A 16,411-nucleotide genomic window follows, 5' to 3' on the forward strand; every position below is an offset into this window, starting at 1 on the left:
AATGGAACAACCAAAGAATAATTTTAAATTAGTTGCAGACAAAAAGAATGCAAGAATGCTTCTTCCAAACATGCTTACATTGATTGGGGTTTGTATAGGTCTAACTTCAATTAGATTTGCATTAAGTGGAGAGTTTCATTTAGCGATCATTGCTATAATATTTGCTGCTTTAATAGATGGTTTAGACGGAAGAATTGCAAGATTAATAAAAGGAACCTCAAAGGTTGGTAAGGAATTAGACTCACTCACTGACATGATAAGTTTTGGTGTTGCGCCAGCATTTATAATGTATTTTTGGAAACTAAATACTTTTGGTAGGTTTGGTTGGCTATTATGTTTGGTATATGTGATTTGTGTAGCTTTAAGACTTGCAAGATTTAATATTAGTTCTAATCAAGAACCTTCTTGGAAAGATAATTTCTTTGAAGGGGTTCCATCACCTGCTGGTGGCATATTAGTTTTAACACCTTTAATTATAAGTTTAAGTGGATTTGATTATATAAAAATTAATTACGAAATAATCGTTCCAGTTTTTTTTATAGGAACATCATTTTTATTAATAAGTAAATTTCCAACCTATTCTTTTAAAAAAATAGTGATCCAAAGAAAAGCAACAATTTTTTTATTATTTACAATTGTTCTATTTTTTGGACTTTTATTAATTTATACATTTAATGTTATTGCTATAAGCAGCATAATTTACTTAAGCTTGATACCAATTAGCTTTTTTCACTATCAAAAAATGAAAAAAATTCATGAAAATGACAAAATTCAAGATGAAGATGATCTTGAAGACGTACTTTAATGAAAAAAAATGTCATTGTATCTTTAGCTGACGCAAACTATTTTCCTTTATTAAACGAACTAGTAGATTCAATAAAAAGTTTTAATGAAAGCAAGAATGTTGCAATTTGTATTTTAGATGCAGGATTAACCGATGACCAAAAGGAAATTTTACTTAAAAAGGTTGATGAAATTAAATCTGCCGAGTGGGATATTGAAGTTCCTGGATATAAAGTTAAAGGTAAAGAGTGGTTAAAAAGCCAGGTATCTAGAGCATTTCTACCTAAATATTTTCCTGATTATGAAAAGTATTTATGGATTGATTGTGATGCATGGGTAAATGATTGGGAGTGTATAGAGCTTTATTTTAAAGCTTGTGATAATGGGAAATTAGGTATTACTCAAACTATAGGACCTGGATATAAAATTACTTCAAGAGTAAATTGGTTATTTGGTAAACTTGCTATAATCAAATCACAAAATTTCAAACATGCAGTGAAATCAAATATTGGTTATGATAAAGCTAGGAAGTTAGCTTTTGCTCCTCATATTAACATAGGTGTATTTTCATTAGAAAATACTTCTCCAGGGTGGGCTTCATGGCAGAAGAATTTATCTCAAGCGTTAAAAGCTGGAAATATTTTTGGGAGTGAAGGACTTGCAATTAATATGTCTGTTTATATCGATGATTTAGAAACAGAGTTTTTACCATTAAATTGCAATTGGATTACAAGCAACCTTTTACCAAAATTTGATGAGGACAATGATACTTTTGTTGAACCATTTCTTCCAAATTATAAAATTGGAATTATGCACTTAGCTGCGGGGATTTGGAAAGATGGTAAAGACATGAGAATTGATAAAAGTATAAAAATTGAAATTAAAACTTTACAAGATAAAAAAATACTTAAAAGTTTAAGATATAGTAATTAATTGAAAAAAAATAAAATCTCTAAAAACTGGGTAAATAAGCAGCGTAGAGATATCTATGTTAGACAATCTAAAGTTGATGGTTATAGAGCAAGATCAGCTTATAAATTAATGGAAATTGATGAAAAATTTAAAATCTTTAAAGGAGGTTTGTCAGTTATTGATATTGGTGCTGCTCCTGGCTCCTGGTCACAATATGCCATGAAAACAGCCAAGAGTGGTAAGTTAATATCTATAGATCTTAAAAAAATGGAACCCATAGGTAATAGTATTCAAATTCAAGGAGATTTTACTGAAGAAAAAACTCAAGAAGAAATCAAGAAAAACATCAATGGCAAAGTAGATGTTGTAATGTCTGATATGGCTGTAGATACAACTGGAATTAAAAATATTGATTCAATTCAAACTGGAGAGCTATGTAAAGAAGCTATCCACTTTGCTAAAGATCTTATGAAAGAAAATGCATATTTTATCTCAAAAATTTTTATGGGTGGTACATTTAACGAAATCGTCGCAGAGGGAAAAAAATATTTTAAAGAAGTTAAGGTTTTTAAACCAAAATCTAGCAGAAAAGATTCAAAAGAAAGTTTCATAGTTTGTAGAAAGATTCGATAGAGACTTTTAATTTAAAAGGAATCATATATAAAAGATTATGGTTCCTATAAAAGAAGCACTTACCTTTGACGATGTTACATTAGCTCCAAAGTATTCAGAAATATTACCCTCTGATGCAGACACAAGTGTGTCTTTAACAAAGTATTTAAAACTTAAAATTCCTCTTTTATCATCTGCAATGGATACTGTAACAGAAAGTAGAATGGCAATAGCTATAGCTAAAGCTGGGGGTATTGGAGTAATTCACAGAAACCTTGATATTAAAAAACAACTATCAGAAATCAAAAAAGTAAAAAAAGAAAAACTAATTGTTGGAGCGGCTGTAGGTGCATCAGCTAGTGAATTTATTAGAGCTAAAGAAATAATTAAAGAAGGTGTAGATTTAATCGTAGTAGACACAGCGCACGGTCATACAAAAAAAGTTTCTGAAATAATAAAATATATTAAAAAAAATAAATCTAAAAAAATTGCGTTGTGTGCAGGCAATATTGCAACACCAGAAGCTGCAAAATTCCTAATAAAATTAGGAGTAGATATAATTAAAATAGGTATAGGGCCAGGTTCTATTTGCACTACAAGATTAGTTGCTGGAATAGGGGTTCCTCAACTAAGCGCAATTTTAACTGTAAGAACTGGTTTAAAGAATAAAAATGTTAAAATAATTTCAGATGGGGGAATAAAATATTCTGGAGATTTGGCTAAAGCATTTGCGGCAGGTGCAGATGCTGTAATGATTGGTTCATTATTTGCAGGTACTAATGAAACTCCAGGAAAATTAATTAAAAAAAATGGACAACTTTTCAAAAGTTTTAGAGGAATGGGTTCTGTAGGTGCTATGAATAAAGGATCAGCTGATAGATACTTTCAAAAAAAACAAAAAGATTCTTCAAAATATGTACCTGAAGGAGTTGAAGGTTTTGTAAAATATAAAGGAGATGTTGGGAGTATTATTTATAAATTAATTGGTGGATTGAAATCTTCCATGGGTTATCTTGGGTCAAAAACAATCATTAAATTAAGAAATAAACCACAATTTGTAAAAATTACAAAAGCTGGATTTTATGAAAGTATGGTTCATAATGTAGATGTGGTAAAAAACGATAGTAAATATTAATGAGAAAATTTTTTAAATTAATAGGATTAATACTTTTAACTGTTTCTTTTAACAATACGTCTTTTAGTAAAGAAAATTTTTTTAATGAAGCTTTAAAGTTGTTTAAAAAAGAAAAATATGAAGATGCGCGTTTTTTATTTGAAAGAAATATAGTTTTTAATCCAAAAGACGCAAAGTCTTATTTATATTTAGCAAAAATTTATAACCAAGAAGAAAATCAAAGAAAAGAAGAATACAATTTAGAAACAACACTTTTAATTGAGCCAGATAATGAGGACGCTTTATTAATGTTAATGAAAATTGCATTAGAAAAATCGAATTATGAAAAAGTCAAAGATCTTTCTGATAAATTTGTGAAAGTTTGTAAAAATTTATGTGATGAAAACAAAGATATTCAAGAGTCATTAAAAAATATTGAACCTGAAAATAATGAGTCTTGATCAAAACCTTAATAAAATCTTAATAATAGATTTTGGTTCTCAATTTACTCAATTAATTGCAAGAAGAGTAAGAGAATTAGGTGTGTTTTCAGAAATAGTTAGTCACAAAAAAATAAAACTAAAAGACATAAATCACAGTATTAAAGGAATTGTATTATCTGGTGGTCCATTAAATGTTTATCAAATAAATAAATATTCATTTGATAAAAAAATTATACAGCTTGATGTACCTGTTCTTGGAATATGTTTTGGGCATCAAATTTTGTCAAAACTTAATGGTGGAAGAGTAAAACAATCAAAACATAGAGAATTTGGTCTAGCTAATGTTTATAAAAAAAATAACAGTCCTTTAACAACAAATTTTTTTGGAAATAAAAAATCCAAACAAGTTTGGATGAGTCATGCTGATCAAGTTTCAAAACTTCCTAAGAATTTTAAAGTTGTTGCATCAAGCACGAATTCAAAATTTGCTATTGTTGAAAATAAAATAAGAAAATTTTATGGAGTGCAATTTCATCCAGAGGTGACTCACACAGAAAACGGAAAAAAATTAATAAGTAATTTTATTTTTTTAATTTGTAAAATAAAACGAAATTGGTCCTCTAAAGATCAAAAAAATCAGCTCATTAGAGATGTTCGAAAACTAGTTGGAAATAATAAAGTTATTTGTGCATTGTCAGGAGGAGTGGATAGCAGTGTAGTCGCTCAATTGTTAAATAAAGCTATTGGAAAAAAACTTTATTGTATTTTTGTAAACACTGGTCTTTTAAGAAAAAATGAGGAAGTACAAGTAGTTCAAACTTTTAAGAAGCGTTTAAAAATGAATTTAATTTATGTAAATGCTGAAAAAGAATTTTTAAAAAAATTAAAAAATGTTTCTGATCCAGAGAAAAAAAGAAAAATAATTGGTAATTTATTTATTAAAATATTTGAGCGATATGCTAAGAAAATTAAAAATGTTAAATTTTTAGCACAGGGAACTCTTTATCCCGATTTAATTGAGAGTAAGTCTGTTACTGGCAGCCAAACTTCAAAAATAAAATCTCATCACAATGTTGGTGGTTTGCCCAAAAAAATGAATTTAAAATTAGTAGAACCGCTAAAGTTCTTATTTAAAGATGAAGTAAGAAAATTAGGATTGGCATTAAATTTAAGTAAAGAAATTATTTCAAGACATCCATTCCCAGGACCTGGGTTAGCCATTAGAATGCCTGGGATAATTACAAATGACAAAATTAAAATTTTAAAGGAAGCAGATTATTATTTTATCCAAGCTTTAAAAGATCATGGTCTTTATCATAAAATTTGGCAAGCCTATGCAGCTTTGCTCCCAGTTAAAACTGTTGGAGTCATGGGAGACAATCGTACTTACGAATATTTGTGTTTGTTAAGAGCAATTACCTCTGAAGATGGTATGACAGCAGATTATTATGAATTTAATAAGAGTTTTATGCAAAACATATCTAATAAAATTGTAAATAGTATAAGAGGAATAAATAGGGTTGTATATGATGTTACATCAAAGCCACCAAGTACTATTGAATTAGAATAATTTTTAACTATAAGTATTAATATGAAATATTTACATACAATGATTAGAATTAGTGATGTTGATGCATCTCTTAAATTTTTTTGTGAGGGTCTTGGACTTAAAGAAACAAGAAGGAAAGATAGTGAAAAAGGAAGATACACTTTAATTTTTCTTGCTCCACCAAATGATGAAAAGACAGAAATTGAATTAACATACAACTGGGATGGCGACGAGCTAGGTGAGGGTTCAAGAAATTTTGGCCATTTAGCTTACAGAGTAGATAATATTTATGAAACTTGCCAAAAGTTAAAAGACATGGGTTATACAATTAATAGACCTCCAAGAGACGGGCATATGGCTTTTGTTAGATCGCCAGATAAAATTTCAATTGAATTACTTCAAGATGGATATTTAGATCCCCAAGAACCTTGGGCTTCTATGGAGAATACTGGTACTTGGTAATATCCATTCAAATGGATAAAATAAAGAAATTAATCGCAAAAAAAAACAAAAGTAAAATTGTTAGCTTAACAGCTTACTCTAAAAATATAGCATCAATCTTAGATAACTATTGTGATATTGTTCTTGTTGGAGACTCTCTTGGTTCCGTTTTATATAATTATAAATCTACTCGACAGGTAACTTTGGATATGATGATTGAACATTCAAAGAGTGTAAGAATGGGGGTTAAGAAAGCTTTAATGGTTGTCGATATGCCTCACAATACTTACAGAAATCCAAAAGAAGCACTTAAAAATGCAAAAAAAATAATATCAAAGACTAAATGTGATGCTGTTAAATTAGAAGGTGGAAAAAAAATTTATAACTCTATCCAAACTTTAATAAAAAATAAAATTCCTGTAATGGGTCATTTAGGATTACTTCCTCAGTCAGATAAGACATTCAAATTCAAAGGTAAGAAAAAATCTGAAAGAGAAAAAATTTTGAAAGATGCAAAATTATTAGAAAAGGCAGGAGTATTTTCAATTGTGTTAGAATGTGTTGAAACATCATTGGCCAAGTACGTAACCAAACAAATTAATATTCCAACTATTGGAATAGGAGCTTCAAATAACTGTGATGGACAAATATTAGTTTTTGATGATCTTATTGGACTTAACCCTATTAATGCTAGATTTGTAAAAAAATATGCAAATATTCATAATCAAATTAAAAAAGCTGTATCAAATTATTCAAAAGAGGTTAGAAGAGCGCAATTTCCGTCAAAAAAATATTCTTATTAATTAAAATAAATTTATCTTATTGAAAAAGGATCAAGCGTAGGCTCGTCTGAAGTGTAAAACCAAGTTGTTTTTACTCTGGTGTAATCTTTAATAGAGTCTAGACCTGCTTCTTTGCCATAGCCACTGTCTTTAATTCCTCCAAATGGAGCTGAAGGTGAAATTAATCTATAAGTATTCACAAAAGTAATTCCTGCTCTTATTGCTTTAGAAACTCTCATTCCTCTCGCAAGATTGCTAGTGTATACACCTGATGATAATCCATATTGATTATCATTCATTTTTTCAATTACTTCTTCTTCAGTATCAAATTTCATTACTGATAATACAGGTCCAAACAATTCATTTTCTGCTACTGGCAGATTGTGATTATCACATTCTATAATTGTAGGAGGAAAGTAATATCCTTTATTCGAAAAAGAATTTCTTTCACCACCACACTTAATTTTTCCACCTTGATTAATTGTATCTTTAATATTTTTTTCTATTACCTCTAATTGTTTAAAATTACTTAAAGGACCCATCTCAGTTTCTGGATCCATTGGTGCTCCAATTTTGATTTTTGATGCACGTTCTGAAAGTTTATCTAAAAATTCATTGTAAATTCCCTTTTGCAAGTAAAGTCTTGATCCTGCTATACAACTTTGACCACTTGCTCCAAATATTCCGGCTGTAATCCCATTTATTGCATTTTCTTGTTCAGCATCATCAAACACTGCAACAGGACTTTTCCCACCTAGCTCTAAACTTACCTCTGATAAATTTTCTGCTGAGTTTCTAATTATATGTCTCGCTGTTTCAGGACCACCAGTAAAAGCAACTTTTTCAACTAAGTTATGAGTAGTTAAACTTTTACCGCAAGGATCTCCAAATCCTGTAATTACATTCACCACACCTTTAGGGATACCAGTTTTTTCAATTAATTTTGCAAATTCAAACAGAACAGCAGGAGCAAGTTCAGAGGATTTAATTACAACTGTGTTACCCATTGCAAGCGCTGGTGCTACTTTAGTAGCAGTTAAAAACATTTGTGAATTCCAAGGAATTATTGCAGCTATAACACCTATAGGTATTCTTGTTGTTATTGCTTGAACATTTGGTTTATCTATTGGCAAAACTGTTCCTTCAACTTTATCTGCTAAACCGGCGTAATAGTCGTAGTATTCAGCTATATAAACAGCTTGCTTTTTTGTTTCTCTATAAAGTTTTCCAGTATCAATCGTTTCTATTTCTCCTAGCATTTCTGCATTCTCTCTCAATTGATTTCCAATAGCTCTTAAATATTTAGCTCTTTCTCTGGGAAGTAGCTTGGGCCATTCACCCTCAAATGCTTTTTGAGCAGCTTTAACTGCATTATCAACATCTTTTGCACTAGCTTCAGGAACAACTGCCCAAGGCTCATTGTGTTCTGGATTTAGAGTTTCAAATGTTTTTTTACTTTCAGAGTCAACCCACTCACCATTAATAAACATTTTATATTGTTTAAGTTTACTCATTTGATCCAATAAAATTTTTGATTGTTAAATTTACATCATCAGCACACTCAATACCACAAAGATGTTTTCCATCTTTAATGATCTTTAATTGACTTTTAGAGATTAAAGCATTCAATTCTTGAGACATTTTTACTGTTGAGCCAATATCATATTCACCTGTAATAACGAGTGTATTAGCTGTAATTTTATTAAAATCTTCATCATTTTTATGATTAACGAAGAGCTCGTAAACTTTTAAAAAATTATTCATATTATTTGCAGATAAAATTGAACTGATTTTCTCATATATTTTTGGATTATTTTCTAAATACTTATCAGTAAACCATCTCTTTAAAGCTTGCTTTGATAGTTTTAATTCTTGTTTTGCTTGCTCAAACCTTTGATTAACAATTTTTTGTTGTTCCTCAGTTCTTTTATAAATAGAACATAGCAGAGTTAGTGTATGTAAACGTTCATTATGTTTAGTTGCAAAATTTCGTGCAATTAAAGACCCTATAGAAAAACCTACAAGATGTATTTTTTTTATATTAAGATGGTCCATTAATTCAATAAGTTGGTCAGAAAAATCATCAAAACTTATTTCCTTATTTTCTAATGAAGTTTTTCCATGACCTAAAATGTCGTAGGCAAGAGTTGAATGATAATTAAAAAATTCAAGCTGAGGCTGCCATATTTCGTGAGTAAGACCTACACCATGCACAAATACTATTGGAACATCTTGATTCTTTTTATTGAATAAGTAATAAGTTCCTGAGGCAGTAGTTCCCGTCGTCATCAAGAATTATTTTGGCTCAATACCCATTTCTTTCATGTCTTGATATCTGTCACCAGTTCTTGCATGTGCTCTACCACTTGATGCCCCACCAATCGCTATAACCACCTCATCATCGAAGGGCGCATCATGAATAGTAAATTCATGAGTTAGGTAATATGGTCTCAATCCAGAATCTGTTTTATGCATCATAGGAATTGCAATTTTTGATCCAGCAGGTCCTCTTGTATTTGTAAAACTTAAATAGGAAGTTCCACCAACAGCATCTCTAAATTTATTACCAAACCTTAAAGTGTGAATAAAAGCTGAAGCATGTTCTATTTCACCGTTCAGTCCAACTACACCTGCTTTGCCATATGCTAATATTTTTTCAGGTGATCCTATTTCTTTAATCAATTCTGGAACAAGTAAATCACCTAACTTTGGCGCAAGATCTAAAATAGTTGGTCTAAGATCTTCAACAAAACCTTGACCATGCCATGGATTTTTAAACACTGCTGCTACTGATACCATTAAAACCGGTTCTTTCGCTTCTTTACCACCTTCAATAAAAGTTTTGTCTATAAATTTTGTAAATTTTCTTAATTCTAATTTCATTTTTTTATTCTATGTTTGAAACTATCTCTTCTAAAACTGTATAATGCTTTTGGATCTACATCAACATCTATCACAGATGGCTTATTAGATTTAATTGCTACTCTTACAGCTTCGCTAATCTCAGAAATTTTTTTAACTTTAAAACCTTTTGCACCATAAAGTTCCGCAACTTTATCAAAGGATGGACTGGTAATATCCGCACCTAAATATCTTTTTCCAAAAAAATCTTTTTGATAAGCTTTTTCAGCACCCCAACTTTTATTGTTCATTACAATAGTTGTCGTATTAATTCCATATTCAACAGCAGTGCTCAATTCAGATATTGTCATGCCAAAACCTCCGTCACCCATAAGACTAACAACGCTTTTTTCAGGCTTAGCAACTTTCACTCCAAGTCCACATGCAAAAGAAAAACCAACTAAACCAAAATCCAATGGAGTAAATAATGAAGGAGGATCATAATATTCTAAAGCATCTGTAGCCTGCAAGCATAACGTTCCAGCATCTAGAGTAATCGCTGAGTTTCTTGGTAGCACTTTTCTTAATTGTTTAAATAGCCCTTTTGGCTGTATAGGAAAATTTGGACCCAAATTTTCTTTATTTCTATTTATCAAATATTCTTTTCTCTCTTTTAAATAAGAGTTAGTCCAATCTTTAACATTTATTTTAATCTTCTCTTTTTTAATCTCTTCATAGAGTTGTTTAGTTGCAGTTGCAGCATCCGCATGTATCCTTACTTTTACGGCAAAATATTTTCCAAGCATTGTTTTTTCTAGTTCAATTTGAATTATCTTTGCTTGTTTATTTATATTTTCATATGAGTAAAAAGTTGAATTAAACCCCAAACGTGTTCCAATTGCTAAAATGACATCTGCATTCTTAACTAATCTTGATGCTACAGGATTTCCTCTAGGACCCATTTGCCCCGCATTTAATTTATGACCAAATGGAATTGCGTCTCCATGACCTGCTGCTGTAACAATAGGTAAATTGCATAGCTCAGCTAATTTTATTACCTCTTTATATTTAGAATTATACTTTATTCCAGCACCAACAATAATTACCGAACATTTTGAGGATCCAATTAATCTTGCAGCTTTTTTGATATTTTCCTTATTTCCTTTTTTTTTACTCTCATTTGTGAACGATGGTTTTTTAGTATTAATATTATAGGAGTTTGATGCTGCTAATATATTTCTTGGTAAATTTACACAAACAGGTCCTTTTCTAGGTTTCATTGCTAAATTAAAAGCATCACTCATAACTTTTGGTATTATTTTTGAATTTTTTATAGTCCAAGTTTTTTTTGTAATAGGTGTAAACAAAGACTGTTGATCTAAACCTTGAAATGCATCTTCCATTTTATCTTTAGTTGAATACGAACCTGCAATTGCAACAACTGGAGAAAAGGCTGCTTTTGCTTGAGCAACTCCTGTAACTAAATTAGTAGCACCTGGTCCGTTTTGCCCTGCAATAATTACCCCAGGTTTATTCGAGACTCTTGCATAACCATCAGCCATATGTGTGCCAGTTCTTTCATCTCTGACGCCAATAAATTTTATATTTTTTTCATGATAGAGAGCATCAAAAATTTCCATTGTTGCTGAACCAATAAGTCCAAAAACATGTTTTACTCTCTCTTTTTTTAATGATTGAACAGCAGCTTGTCCGCCGCTAATTCTTTTTCGTTTTTTATTCACGAAACTTTTTTTACTTCAGTATCAAAATCATCTTGGAAGTGAGGCATAACTTTCTCTGTGAAAAGTTTTATACTTTTCATACAATCTTTATGCTTTACACCTGGAAAATTAGACCAAACTTGTAAATTTTGTAAATTCAGTTCAGATTTTAATTCATGAATTTTATCAATCACATATTCTGGTGTTCCAAATAACATGTTTCTTTTATGCAAAAATTCATAATTTAATAAATCTAATTTCCCTTTTGTCTCTGGTAATTCTTCACCTGGGTCCATATGGTTTCCTAAACCTCTCCAATGGCAAACCCATCTCATATAATTTACCATATGTTCACCAGCCTTCTCTTTTGCTTCTTCCATCGTATCTGCAACGAACATATCTCTTACAAGCGAAACACCTTCGCCAAGTGGTATATTTTTCTTTGTTACCTCTGATCTTTTATTTTTATAAGCTTCAAATTTTGGTTTCAAAGCTTTTACAGTCGGTATCCACATAATAACATTGATATTATTTTCAGCAGCCCACTCAATCGATCTAATTCCATCAACTACTTGATGAATTGGAGGATGTGGCTGTTGATAAGGCTGCGGAACAACACTAATTTTTTTCATAGTACTGTCTTCCATATTCATAAATTCTTCACTAGGAGGACTCATATCATGCTGCCAGACATAATTTGGCGAAGGATAAGTATAAAATTCTCCTTGATGACTGAAAAATTTTTCACTCCATGCTTTTTTTAATACTTCTAAAGTTTCAGCAAATAATCTGAAATTTTTAGCCTGATCTTTTAAATCAGCCTCTTTGTTTAAATTTATTGCTTCTCTACCATAGATTCCTCTTGCTACACCTACCTCAACTCTTCCTTTTGAAAGTTGGTCTAATGTTGCAATATCTTCTGCTAATCTTATTGGATTATGGAAAGTAATAACGTTTGCAGCCTGACCTATTCTAATATTTTTCGTTCTAGCAGCTGCATCTGCACCCATCATCAATGGATTAGTACAAGTTTCCATTCCTTCATGATTGAAGTGATGCTCTGTAAACCAAATTGAATTCCATTTATTTTGATCACAGTATTCTGTGATTTCTTTAGTTTCATCTAACAACTGATGGTAAGGTTTGTGTGTCCAGTTTGTGGTATTACAAAAATAACCAAATTTCATAAAGCCTCCTTTAAAAGTTAATTTAAAGACGACCGATCCCACTTTCGTAAATCTATGAATTTATCGACGAGTTATGTATCGCTTTATTTTTAAACTTTATAATTACTAACGCTGATATTCAATAAATTTCTTTAAAGATTTATTAAGAAATTTCTCATAAATTTCACCATTATTTTTGAATTTACCTCCATTTAAAAATGATTGGTTCATTTTGAAATCATAGGAAGGTTCAAAGAAAAAAGGAACAGATAGTCTCTTACTTTTATTCCATAAAACTCTGTGATTTGTTGCTTTAAATTTACCTTTGCTTAGAAACTCTAATGCTCTTCCCGTATTTACTACTAAAGCATTTTTGTTGAATGGTACATCATACCATTTTTTGTTTATTCTATTTTGTACCTGCAATCCACCTTTTCTATCTTGATAGAGAACTGTAAATATTCCACTATCAACATGCGTTTCACACCCAAGAGCAACCCCATCTTGTTTTGATATTTCCACTGGTTTTGTTTGGTTAGGGTAATAATTAAATCTTAATGTACTTAATGTTTTTAATCTTGAAAAAGCTTTACCAGAAATATCAGGATTTTTTTTATTAAGTTTTATTACACTTTTAAACAATGTCTCACTCAATCTATAAAGGTTATCAAAATATTTATTTAAAATGCTTATTGAGCTTTTATTTAAACATTTCCCTAGATTAAGATGCTCTATGTATTGTTTGTTTAGATTTGAAGAATATTTTTTAGTTACCTTTAAATCACCTATATCTAAACCTTCTTTTCCATTTACATCATTAGGAAAATATCCTCTGTATAGATTTTTATTTTTTTTATTCCATTTTTTTGGTGATAATTTCCTCTTTTTGCTATCTGGTAAATTAAAAAATTTATTGCCAACTCCACATGTTTTTTTAATTACATTTAAATTAATTCCATGACCTGTAATTTGAAAAAAACCAACTTTTACACAAGCTTTTTCAATTTTTTTAATTGTTTTAAATGCTCTCTGAGTTTCAAAATTATTTTTAATAAGTGAGGATATATTGATGGTTGGTATATATGTTTTAGTCATCTTATTACTGGTGTTTCTGTTGCAATATATTGATCTCTAGCTTTTTCTCTAAAGTAAATATAAATTCCAGCAGCTATTATACACGCTACTCCAAAAAATGTTCTACCTGATGGAATTTCATTAAATAAAAAATATCCAGGAATCATAGACATTATAATTAATGAATATTCAAACAGAGAAACTACAGAAGGTGAAGCAACAATGTATGCTGAAAATATGCAAAGAAAAGCAATGGAGGCAACAAAACCAAAAAATAAGATAAATTTCCAAGTATATTCAATATTTGAAAACCATTCTCTAAAAATAAACTGCGTAGTCGGATCAAAGTCTGATTTATTTAATTGTCCATTTCCCATGAACAAATAAATCAGACCACATAAAATTAGGGCTATTAAATAAAAATAAAATAATTGAGTATTCACATCATCTTTATCTGAAGTATATTTAGTTATGGTCATTGATGCAGCATAAAAAAATGCACATAATACTGGAAGCAAACTTTTGTATTCAAAGTCAGAAAAGTTTGGGTCTAATACAATAAAAACTCCTATGAAACCAAATACAATTGCTGACCATCTTCTTATTCCAATAAATTCTTTCAAAAAAAATTTAGCAAAAATAGATACAAAAAAAGGACAAGAAAAAAATAAGGCATTTGCAGTTGCTAGTGGCATGTAAGTAAGAGAAATAAAGAAAGCTGAAAACGCTAAAAAGTGAAGAACCACTCTAATAATTGTCCAAACAGGATAGTAAGTTTTTAGTGAAACTTTCTGTTTTCTAAATTTTATGTAACTAAAAAGTAAAATAGCTGCAATGAAATATCTTCCAAAAAAAATTTCATAAAGAGAGGCTTTCTCAAAAATATATTTAATTAAAGAGTCCTGCATCGCAAATAAGGACATTGCAATGATTATTAAAATAATACCTTTAGAATTATTATCTTTTGTCATTTATCTAAGAGGTTTTTCTGTAGCTAAAGATTGGTTTTGTACTTTCTCACGCATAAAAATATAAACACCACTTGATACGATAATTAAAATTCCAATCACTGTATTTAATGAGGGTATTTCATCAAAATATAACCATCCTACAAGCGGTGACCAAAATAATATTGAATATTCGAAAGGTGAAACAACAGCTGGAGAAGCAATACTGTAAGCAGTAAATAAAAAAAGAAATGCAAGAGTTGCAGTTACTCCAGTTGCAGTCATTAATAGAATATTAGAGTTAAAATCAACAAACCATTCCCTGAATATAAATTGAGAAGCTGGATGATCCGAGACGTTATATTTACCATCACCAATTATAAAATAAAAAATTATACTTATAATTATTGCGCCAATATAAAATGTAAATGTTTGTGTATAAACACTATCCTTATCAGATGTTTTTTTTATTATTATCATAGATAATGAGTAACAAAGCGCACATAAAATAGGTAATAAGCTTAAATAGTTAAAATTACTAAAATCAGGATTTAATGTTACATAAACTCCAATAAATCCCACAACTACAGCAGACCATCTTCTCAATCCTATTTCTTCTTTTAAAAAAAAATGAGCGAATATTGTAATTAAAAATGGAGTAACAAAAAATAAAGCTGTTGCAGTACCAAGTGGTAATACAGTCAAAGAAACATAAAAAGAACTAAAACCAAAGAAAAAAAGAATTACTCTGGTAAAAGTTAAAAGAGGATATTGGCTTTTAAATACTATTGGTTTTTTTGTAATTATTAAAAATAATAAAATAAGCACAAAACTTACTACAGTTCTTATTAGGTAAATTTCATAAAGAGAAACAAAATTATAAATATGCTTCATAATTCCGTCCTGGACAGAAAAAACCATCATGGCTATCAATATGAAGACTATTCCTTTAGGATTATTGTTTTGAGTGCTCATTTACGCTCTATATCAAAAAAGAATATGTTTTTAAATTTATTAAATTTGTGTCATATTTAATTTATGATTTCAGAAGAAGATAAAATAATGATGGAAACCCTTTATTGGTGGGGTATTCCAACTTTATTTAGATGCAAAAATGATCCAGACCCTAAAAATTGTGATATTGCATTAGTCGGTGTTCCTCATAGCACAGGAAATGGTACCACTGAAAGAGATCAACACTTAGGTCCAAGAGCAGTTAGAAATATTTCTGCAATGCTTAGACGATCTCACTTTGATTACAAAATTGATCCTTGGAAGGAAAATAAAATTCACGACTTGGGAGATGTTCCATTTCCTGAAGCTAATGATAATGAAAAATGTATAGAAAGAATTTCAGCTTTTTATGATTATATAGAGCAAGCAGAAAAACCAGTTGTTTCAATTGGAGGAGATCACTCAGTAACAGGAGGAATTGTTCAAAGTTTAGCAAAAAAAAATTCAAAATTAACTAAAGGAAAAAAAATTACATTTCTTCATTTTGATGCCCACACAGATTGTTTTGAAAAATTAGATCATTTTTTAGGTGCAAAAAAATCAGCAGCACATTGGGCTTCTTATTTAGTCAAACAAGGAAATGTTGATCCACACACAAGTACTCAGATAGGTATAAGAGGAAATCCAAGAACATTAGATTGGTTACAAGCAAGTTATGATATTGGTTATCAAGTTATAACAATGGATGAATATAGAGAATGGGGCCATGAAAAATGTGTAAAAATGATTTTAGATAGATTAGGAGACAATCCAATTTATGTTACATTTGATTTAGACTGTTTAGATCCAACAGTTGCACCAGGGGTAGCAAATATTGAACCTGCATATAAAGGATTTAATATGGATGAGGCAAGAAAACTTATTCAATGTTTAAAAGGAAAAAATGTAATTGGTGGAGATGTAGCTTGTTTAATGCCAACAAAAGATAGTCCAAATCAAATCACAGCAATGGTTGCAGCTTCTATCATGTTTGAAATTGTTTGTTTAATTTCAGTTTATCGTAACAAGTAAT

At 30.0% G+C, this 16,411-nt stretch carries 17 protein-coding genes; 9 read left to right on the forward strand and 8 right to left on the reverse strand.

The window, feature by feature from the left end:
* Position 1: 1 nt before the first annotated feature.
* The 8 genes from pssA to panB are packed head-to-tail and all read left to right on the forward strand — an operon-like array spanning position 2 to position 6,657.
* Complete coding sequence (pssA, locus tag ACTT9R_RS00210) at positions 2-805, forward strand: CDP-diacylglycerol--serine O-phosphatidyltransferase (RefSeq protein ID WP_440926071.1); 804 nt, start codon at positions 2-4, stop codon at positions 803-805.
* On the forward strand, positions 805-1,716 hold the full coding sequence (locus tag ACTT9R_RS00215) for a glycosyltransferase (protein WP_440926072.1): 912 nt from the start codon (positions 805-807) through the stop codon (positions 1,714-1,716). Before pssA ends, ACTT9R_RS00215 begins: the two co-directional genes overlap by 1 nt.
* Positions 1,717-2,328: an RlmE family RNA methyltransferase gene (locus tag ACTT9R_RS00220; protein ID WP_440926073.1), complete on the forward strand. Its 612-nt coding sequence runs from the start codon at positions 1,717-1,719 to the stop codon at positions 2,326-2,328.
* A gap of 37 nt (positions 2,329-2,365) precedes the next feature.
* Positions 2,366-3,442: an IMP dehydrogenase gene (guaB, locus tag ACTT9R_RS00225; protein WP_440926074.1), complete on the forward strand. Its 1,077-nt coding sequence runs from the start codon at positions 2,366-2,368 to the stop codon at positions 3,440-3,442.
* Positions 3,442-3,882, forward strand: coding sequence for a tetratricopeptide repeat protein (locus ACTT9R_RS00230; protein WP_440926075.1), 441 nt, complete (start codon positions 3,442-3,444; stop codon positions 3,880-3,882). The genes guaB and ACTT9R_RS00230 overlap by 1 nt, the downstream gene beginning before the upstream one ends.
* Positions 3,872-5,434: a glutamine-hydrolyzing GMP synthase gene (guaA, locus tag ACTT9R_RS00235; protein WP_440926076.1), complete on the forward strand. Its 1,563-nt coding sequence runs from the start codon at positions 3,872-3,874 to the stop codon at positions 5,432-5,434. Before ACTT9R_RS00230 ends, guaA begins: the two co-directional genes overlap by 11 nt.
* A 21-nt stretch (positions 5,435-5,455) precedes the next feature.
* Complete coding sequence (locus ACTT9R_RS00240; protein ID WP_440926077.1) at positions 5,456-5,875, forward strand: VOC family protein; 420 nt, start codon at positions 5,456-5,458, stop codon at positions 5,873-5,875.
* Between the two features lie 11 nt (positions 5,876-5,886).
* Positions 5,887-6,657 (forward strand): 3-methyl-2-oxobutanoate hydroxymethyltransferase, encoded by a 771-nt coding sequence (panB, locus tag ACTT9R_RS00245; RefSeq protein ID WP_440926078.1) that lies wholly within the window; start codon positions 5,887-5,889, stop codon positions 6,655-6,657.
* 11 nt (positions 6,658-6,668) lie between these two features.
* Here the strand turns inward: panB and ACTT9R_RS00250 are convergent, their stop codons facing one another.
* The 8 genes from ACTT9R_RS00250 to ACTT9R_RS00285 all read right to left on the reverse strand — a co-directional run bounded on the left by ACTT9R_RS00250 (position 6,669) and on the right by ACTT9R_RS00285 (position 15,360).
* On the reverse strand, positions 6,669-8,150 hold the full coding sequence (locus tag ACTT9R_RS00250; protein WP_440926079.1) for an aldehyde dehydrogenase: 1,482 nt from the start codon (positions 8,148-8,150) through the stop codon (positions 6,669-6,671).
* A complete protein-coding gene (locus tag ACTT9R_RS00255) occupies positions 8,143-8,925 on the reverse strand; it encodes an alpha/beta fold hydrolase (RefSeq protein ID WP_440926080.1) in 783 nt (260 codons plus the stop codon). The genes ACTT9R_RS00250 and ACTT9R_RS00255 overlap by 8 nt, the downstream gene beginning before the upstream one ends.
* Before the next feature lie 6 nt (positions 8,926-8,931).
* On the reverse strand, positions 8,932-9,519 hold the full coding sequence (locus ACTT9R_RS00260) for an amino acid synthesis family protein (RefSeq protein WP_440926081.1): 588 nt from the start codon (positions 9,517-9,519) through the stop codon (positions 8,932-8,934).
* Positions 9,516-11,219 carry a thiamine pyrophosphate-binding protein gene (locus tag ACTT9R_RS00265; RefSeq protein ID WP_440926082.1) on the reverse strand — a complete coding sequence of 568 codons (1,704 nt, stop codon included), beginning with the start codon at positions 11,217-11,219 and terminating at the stop codon, positions 9,516-9,518. Before ACTT9R_RS00265 ends, ACTT9R_RS00260 begins: the two co-directional genes overlap by 4 nt.
* Positions 11,216-12,385 (reverse strand): LLM class flavin-dependent oxidoreductase, encoded by a 1,170-nt coding sequence (locus ACTT9R_RS00270; RefSeq protein WP_440926083.1) that lies wholly within the window; start codon positions 12,383-12,385, stop codon positions 11,216-11,218. The genes ACTT9R_RS00265 and ACTT9R_RS00270 overlap by 4 nt, the downstream gene beginning before the upstream one ends.
* A gap of 105 nt (positions 12,386-12,490) precedes the next feature.
* Positions 12,491-13,459 (reverse strand): 2OG-Fe(II) oxygenase family protein, encoded by a 969-nt coding sequence (locus tag ACTT9R_RS00275; RefSeq protein WP_440926084.1) that lies wholly within the window; start codon positions 13,457-13,459, stop codon positions 12,491-12,493.
* On the reverse strand, positions 13,456-14,409 hold the full coding sequence (locus ACTT9R_RS00280) for a DMT family transporter (protein WP_440926085.1): 954 nt from the start codon (positions 14,407-14,409) through the stop codon (positions 13,456-13,458). Before ACTT9R_RS00280 ends, ACTT9R_RS00275 begins: the two co-directional genes overlap by 4 nt.
* A complete protein-coding gene (locus tag ACTT9R_RS00285) occupies positions 14,410-15,360 on the reverse strand; it encodes a DMT family transporter (RefSeq protein WP_440926086.1) in 951 nt (316 codons plus the stop codon).
* A gap of 63 nt (positions 15,361-15,423) precedes the next feature.
* Here ACTT9R_RS00285 and ACTT9R_RS00290 point away from each other — a divergent pair, with 63 nt between their 5' ends.
* Entirely contained in the window at positions 15,424-16,410 is a 987-nt protein-coding gene (locus ACTT9R_RS00290; protein WP_440926087.1) for an arginase family protein, read from the forward strand.
* The last annotated feature ends 1 nt before the right edge of the window (position 16,411 follow it).

It is taken from the genome of Candidatus Pelagibacter sp., from assembly GCF_052049835.1.
Taxonomy (GTDB): domain Bacteria; phylum Pseudomonadota; class Alphaproteobacteria; order Pelagibacterales; family Pelagibacteraceae; genus Pelagibacter.

Coding starts and splice junctions, on each gene's coding strand:
- ACTT9R_RS00280 (WP_440926085.1), bottom strand. CDS start 14,409: ATGACAAAAGATAATAATTCTAAAGGTATTATTTTAATAATCATTGCA.
- ACTT9R_RS00250 (WP_440926079.1), bottom strand. CDS start 8,150: ATGAGTAAACTTAAACAATATAAAATGTTTATTAATGGTGAGTGGGTT.
- ACTT9R_RS00255 (WP_440926080.1), bottom strand. CDS start 8,925: ATGACGACGGGAACTACTGCCTCAGGAACTTATTACTTATTCAATAAA.
- guaA (WP_440926076.1), top strand. CDS start 3,872: ATGAGTCTTGATCAAAACCTTAATAAAATCTTAATAATAGATTTTGGT.
- ACTT9R_RS00290 (WP_440926087.1), top strand. CDS start 15,424: ATGATTTCAGAAGAAGATAAAATAATGATGGAAACCCTTTATTGGTGG.
- ACTT9R_RS00270 (WP_440926083.1), bottom strand. CDS start 12,385: ATGAAATTTGGTTATTTTTGTAATACCACAAACTGGACACACAAACCT.
- panB (WP_440926078.1), top strand. CDS start 5,887: ATGGATAAAATAAAGAAATTAATCGCAAAAAAAAACAAAAGTAAAATT.
- ACTT9R_RS00240 (WP_440926077.1), top strand. CDS start 5,456: ATGAAATATTTACATACAATGATTAGAATTAGTGATGTTGATGCATCT.
- ACTT9R_RS00230 (WP_440926075.1), top strand. CDS start 3,442: ATGAGAAAATTTTTTAAATTAATAGGATTAATACTTTTAACTGTTTCT.
- pssA (WP_440926071.1), top strand. CDS start 2: ATGGAACAACCAAAGAATAATTTTAAATTAGTTGCAGACAAAAAGAAT.
- ACTT9R_RS00215 (WP_440926072.1), top strand. CDS start 805: ATGAAAAAAAATGTCATTGTATCTTTAGCTGACGCAAACTATTTTCCT.
- ACTT9R_RS00275 (WP_440926084.1), bottom strand. CDS start 13,459: ATGACTAAAACATATATACCAACCATCAATATATCCTCACTTATTAAA.
- ACTT9R_RS00285 (WP_440926086.1), bottom strand. CDS start 15,360: ATGAGCACTCAAAACAATAATCCTAAAGGAATAGTCTTCATATTGATA.
- guaB (WP_440926074.1), top strand. CDS start 2,366: ATGGTTCCTATAAAAGAAGCACTTACCTTTGACGATGTTACATTAGCT.
- ACTT9R_RS00260 (WP_440926081.1), bottom strand. CDS start 9,519: ATGAAATTAGAATTAAGAAAATTTACAAAATTTATAGACAAAACTTTT.